General features: G+C 35.2%; 5 protein-coding genes. All 5 read right to left on the bottom strand.

Translation table 11 applies throughout. The features are described 5' to 3' along the window. Positions 1-92: 92 nt before the first annotated feature. From tig to Q7J54_00025, 5 genes are read right to left on the bottom strand one after another with little or no spacing between them, the layout of a single operon-like run. On the bottom strand, positions 93-1361 hold the full coding sequence (gene tig / locus Q7J54_00045; protein MDO8739948.1) for a trigger factor: 1269 nt from the start codon (positions 1359-1361) through the stop codon (positions 93-95). Beyond that, entirely contained in the window at positions 1358-1684 is a 327-nt protein-coding gene (locus tag Q7J54_00040) for a 4a-hydroxytetrahydrobiopterin dehydratase (protein ID MDO8739947.1), read from the bottom strand. Before Q7J54_00040 ends, tig begins: the two co-directional genes overlap by 4 nt. A gap of 5 nt (positions 1685-1689) precedes the next feature. Beyond that, the gene (locus Q7J54_00035; GenBank protein MDO8739946.1) at positions 1690-2256 is read right to left on the bottom strand and encodes a hypothetical protein; all 567 of its coding nucleotides are present in this window, start codon (positions 2254-2256) and stop codon (positions 1690-1692) included. A gap of 45 nt (positions 2257-2301) precedes the next feature. Beyond that, on the bottom strand, positions 2302-2802 hold the full coding sequence (locus Q7J54_00030; protein ID MDO8739945.1) for a hypothetical protein: 501 nt from the start codon (positions 2800-2802) through the stop codon (positions 2302-2304). 4 nt (positions 2803-2806) lie between these two features. Beyond that, positions 2807-4801, bottom strand: a complete 1995-nt coding sequence (locus Q7J54_00025) for a sodium-translocating pyrophosphatase (protein ID MDO8739944.1) — start codon at positions 4799-4801, stop codon at positions 2807-2809. Between the last annotated feature and the right edge of the window lie 100 nt (positions 4802-4901).

Here is a 4901-nt window from a genome sequence, read left to right as displayed (position 1 = left end):
TTGGAACTATTGGCATGTTGATTTTTAACTCTTAAAAATTAACACTGAGTCCCTTACACGGGACGAAGTGTAATCCTTATATTGTACGTAATTTACTTTGTAAAGTTTTCTAATACTTGGAAAACTTTTTCATTGAAGATTACGTCTTTAGTATACTCTCTAAATTGCTTTATGTCAATTTTTGAAATCTGCTCTTTTGAATAATTTCTCAGAGCTTTTTCTGATTCTTCATCCAGTTCTTGCTCAGAAATTTCTATATTTTCTTTCTTGCCTATTTCTTTTAAAACCAAAAAATTCTTAATTCTTTTTTCGGCTTCCTTAATAAATGTCTTTTTAATTTCTTCTTCTGTTTGTTTCACAGAAGCCAAATATTCTTCAAAAGAAATTTTAAATTTATTAGCAATATTATTTTTTAAATCTTCCAGTAGTCTTTGCTGTTCGGCCTCAACTAATCTTTCTGGTATCTCAAAATCTATTTTTTCAGCTATTTTTTCTAAAATTTCCACTCTTTTTCTTTGTTTCTCTGATTCTTTTTTTTCTAAAGTTATTCCCTCTTTTAAATTTTCTTTTAACGCAACCAAACTATCAAAGGCCCCCATCTCTTTTGCAAATTCGTCTGAAATTTCAGGAAGCTCCATTTTTTGCACTGAAACCATTTTTACTTTAAAACTAACTTCTTTTCCTGCCAAATCTTTGCGGGGAGCATCGTCGGGGAACTTTACTAAAATTTCTTTTTCTTCGCTGGCCTTCAAGCCAACTATATTATCTTCAAACCCTTTCATAAATCCGCCTTCTCCTAAAACAAACTTATCGTTAACCTCTTTTCCATCGTTTATGCCTTCTGCCTGATAAATAATCTCAACAAAGTCTTTGTTTTTTGCTTCCCTGTCTAATTGTGAAAATTTTACTCGCGATTTTTGCAGATAATTTAAGGTGTCTTCAACTTCTTTTTCATCAACAGTAATCTCGCCTTTTTTAATATATGAAGCGATTTCTTTGTAATCTGGCAAAGAAATTTCAGGCAAAACAGTAATCGTAGCTTTAAATAAAAGGGGATTACCTTCTGCAATTTTTAAAATCTCAATTTGAGGTTCGCCGATTGGCTCTAAATTATTTTCTTTAATATATTTTAAATAACTCTCTCTTACCGCCAAATCTCCCGCCTCCATAAGCAAATTTTCCTGACCAACTTTTTCTTTTACCATTTCTTTTGGAACATGTCCTTTGCGAAATCCATCCATTTTAATGTGCTCTTTTAAATGCAAAAGAGCACTGTCTATGTGCTTTTGGAATTCCTCGCTGGTCAGTTCAAACTCAATTTCCATTTGCGACTTTAGCAGTTTTTTTAAATTAGTTTTCATATATTATCTATTTTTGCGGCCAATATAAAATCGTTTTCGGACAATCCTCCTATGGCGTGAGTCCAAATCACAATATCCACCTTATTATAATGAATAGTAATATCGGGGTGGTGACCCTCACTTTCAGCCAAATCTGCAACCTTATTCACAAAAACCATCGCCTCTTTAAAATCCGCGAGCTTAAAAAGTTTCTTAATTTTTATATTTTCTAAAACCTCCCACCCATCCTTAAGCTGTGGCATATATTTCTTAATTTCCTCTTCGGTAAGAGTCGGCACGCCTCCTTCACACGGCACACACTTTTTTTGAATTAAATCAGACATTTTATTTAATAAAATAATTTCATAATTTGTTGAATCGTTAATCCCAAATCATTACCAACCTTAAGTACAAGAGCTACAAATTCAGCAGCGTTTTTAACAGAAGATAAAGAAGATTTTATTTTTTCTAAAAACGTTTTTTCCTGAGGATCCTCCGTTTTTTGTATTTTTTTGTTTATTTCTTCTTGCATTTCTAATAACATTTGTACTTGTAAAGATTGATTTTGTTGTTGCGTTTGATTAATTATAGTGCTTGGCATACCACTAAATGGAGCGGGCTCTTCTGAGAAGAATTCACCATGTAATTTAGCTATTAGCCCACCCAATTTTAATCTGTAGGTTGCAATATGAATATATTCATGAGTGTTCATTCCGTTGCCCCTCATAATTTCTGGACTCAATCTAAAGCTGTCATAATTTTTTTCTGTAATTTTATTAAGTTCATTAATTGTATTATTGATTTGAATCCAAAATACACTATCGGAAGTACGAGTACTTGTGGTATCTAGTTTTGGCGCTTGAGATAAATATCCTTGTAATTCTGAATAAATTGGTCTTACTTTTTCCTTTTCCATAAATTTATTTTTTGTTAAAAATTAGAGTTGACGCCATTCCTATAATTAATATCCAACACAACTTCCCATAGCAAGAGTCCCTGAGGGGATGCCGAGCAAACTTACACTTTTTGTATATATAGAAACTCCAACTTTTTTGTATATGGTGTGAACTGATAAATAATTTTCTCCATTGCCATCAATATAAATTATTTTCTCTTCATCTTCTCTTAATTTTATAATTGGAACATTTGTAATAGATTGGGTTGAATCTATATAACTTAACTGTCCTACTTTAGGGTCGTCAAGTTTTGAAAAAGTAAAAATCAAAGGATTTGTCTCTGGCTTTGGTATATTGTGGGATATCTCGTTGTTAAGATAATGCGTATTTAAAACCTGTGGGTATGTACAAGTTATTTGAGTAGCAGAAAAAATATCGTTTTCTAAAAATGACTTTTTTGTTTCGTTAGTATTATTGCTATTTTGAGTAATAGATAAAACAATAAATATACCAAGTAACAAAACTAATAAAACTTTGAACCAATTTTGTTTTATAAATTCATTCATAAATTTATACTAAAAAGCTTACAATCAATAATGCCACAATGTTAAGTACTTTTATCATTGGATTAATTGCTGGGCCTGCGGTGTCCTTATAAGGGTCGCCGACTGTGTCGCCTGTGACGGCGGCCTGATGTGCAAAAGAGCCCTTACCACCCAAATTGCCCTCTTCTATGTATTTTTTAGCATTGTCCCATGCGGCGCCTCCTGTTGTCATTGAGAGGCCTACAAACAAACCTGTAATAATGCTTCCAATTAATAATCCGCCAAGAGCTTGCGGGCCTAAAATAAAGCCAACTAATATGGGAGCTATTACTGGAATTAAAGCCGGCACCATCATTTCTTTTATGGCGGCCTTGGTAACAATATCAACGCATTTGCCATATTCTGGCTTAGCTGTGCCTTCCATTAAACCAGTAATATTTTTAAACTGGCGTCGCACTTCTTCAACAACTTTGCCTGCGGTTTTACCAACTGCTCCCATTAAAAACGATGCAAACAAATAGGGAAGTAGTCCTCCAATCAAAAGCCCGGCTATCACCCTTGAATCATCTAAAATAAATTTGCCCCCGACTTGCTCAGCATACGCAGAAAATAAAACTAGGGCGGCTAATCCAGCCGAAGCAATTGCATAACCTTTAGTTACTGCTTTTGTGGTGTTGCCAACTGCATCTAGCTCATCTGTGATTTTTCTGATGTTTTCTGGCATCCCCGACATTTCGGCAATCCCGCCTGCGTTATCGGTAATTGGGCCATAAGCATCAACACCAACAACAATCCCCGAAATAGAAAGCATTGCCATAACAGCTATTGCCACTCCATAAATTCCTGCTAATTGAAAACTTATAATCGTTCCAAAAGCGATTAACAAAACTGGTAAAGCGGTTGATTGCATCCCAAGTCCTAAACCTCTAATTATGTTTGTTGCATGCCCGGTTTCGCTTGCCTTGGCAATAGATTTTACTGGTCCGTATTTTTTTGAAGTGTAATATTCGGTAATAACAAACATTCCTATGGCAACTACCAAACCAACCAAAGAAGCAAAATAAAGATTAACTGCATTAATATATTGGCCCGCCATCATTCTTGTAATTAAAGGATAAAAGCTTATAGCAGATAAAATTACAGATACAGCCAGCCCTTTATACATAGACCCCATAATACTTCTGTTTCTGCCTAATTTTACAAAGAAACTGCCGATAATTGAAGTTAAAATAGAAACACTGCTCAAAAATAATGGTAAAAGCACAAATTGCGGAGATTTTGGAAAAAGCAATGCCCCTAAAATCATTGTGGCAACAATTGTAACGCTATATGTTTCAAAAATGTCGGCAGCCATACCTGCGCAGTCGCCAACATTATCTCCGACTTGGTCTGCAATTACAGCCGGGTTCCTTGGGTCGTCTTCTGGAATTCCTTTTTCTACTTTACCAACTAAATCGGCTCCCACGTCAGCCGCTTTTGTATAAATACCTCCGCCAACTCTTGCAAAAACAGAAATCAAGCTTGCTCCAAAGCCAAGAGCAATTAAGCCCTCTATGCCTGTTAAAAAATAATATCCTGATACAGCCAGCAATCCCAAGCTGACAACCAAAAGTCCTGTTACGAGGCCTCCCTTAAAAGATAAATCCAAAGCTTCTGCCAAACCCTTTTTTGCACCCTCTGCCACTCTTGTATTTGCTTGAGTAGAAACCAGCATACCAATAAATCCGGAAGCCCCCGAAAGCACAGCCCCAATCAAAAATCCGACAGCCATTTTAAGTCCAACCGTAAAGCCAGATTGCTGGCTGAAAAAAATCCAAATAACAAAAAATAATACAACTGCGACAATGCCTACTGTTTTATATTGTCTTTTTAAATAAGATGTGGCTCCTTCTTGTATGGCCTGAGTGATTGCCAATGCCTTATCTTTTGCTACTGGAGCTTTTCTAATTTTTGCAATTAGGAAATAAACAAAAGCTATAGCGAAAAGAGAAACTATAATTGGAAAATAAATTAACAACATATGATTTTATGGAGCAAAGCGAATAAAATCATCCAGCTTTATTGCGCTTTTATATCTTATACATTGAGCGCAAGAAAGCGGGGTTCATTAGCTCTGCTTA

This window comes from Candidatus Woesearchaeota archaeon, assembly GCA_030651135.1.
Lineage (GTDB): Archaea > Nanobdellota > Nanobdellia > Woesearchaeales > JACPBO01 > JACPBO01.
The sequence above is the reverse complement of the archived record's forward strand: the minus strand, read 5'-3'. Positions and strand labels throughout refer to the sequence as shown.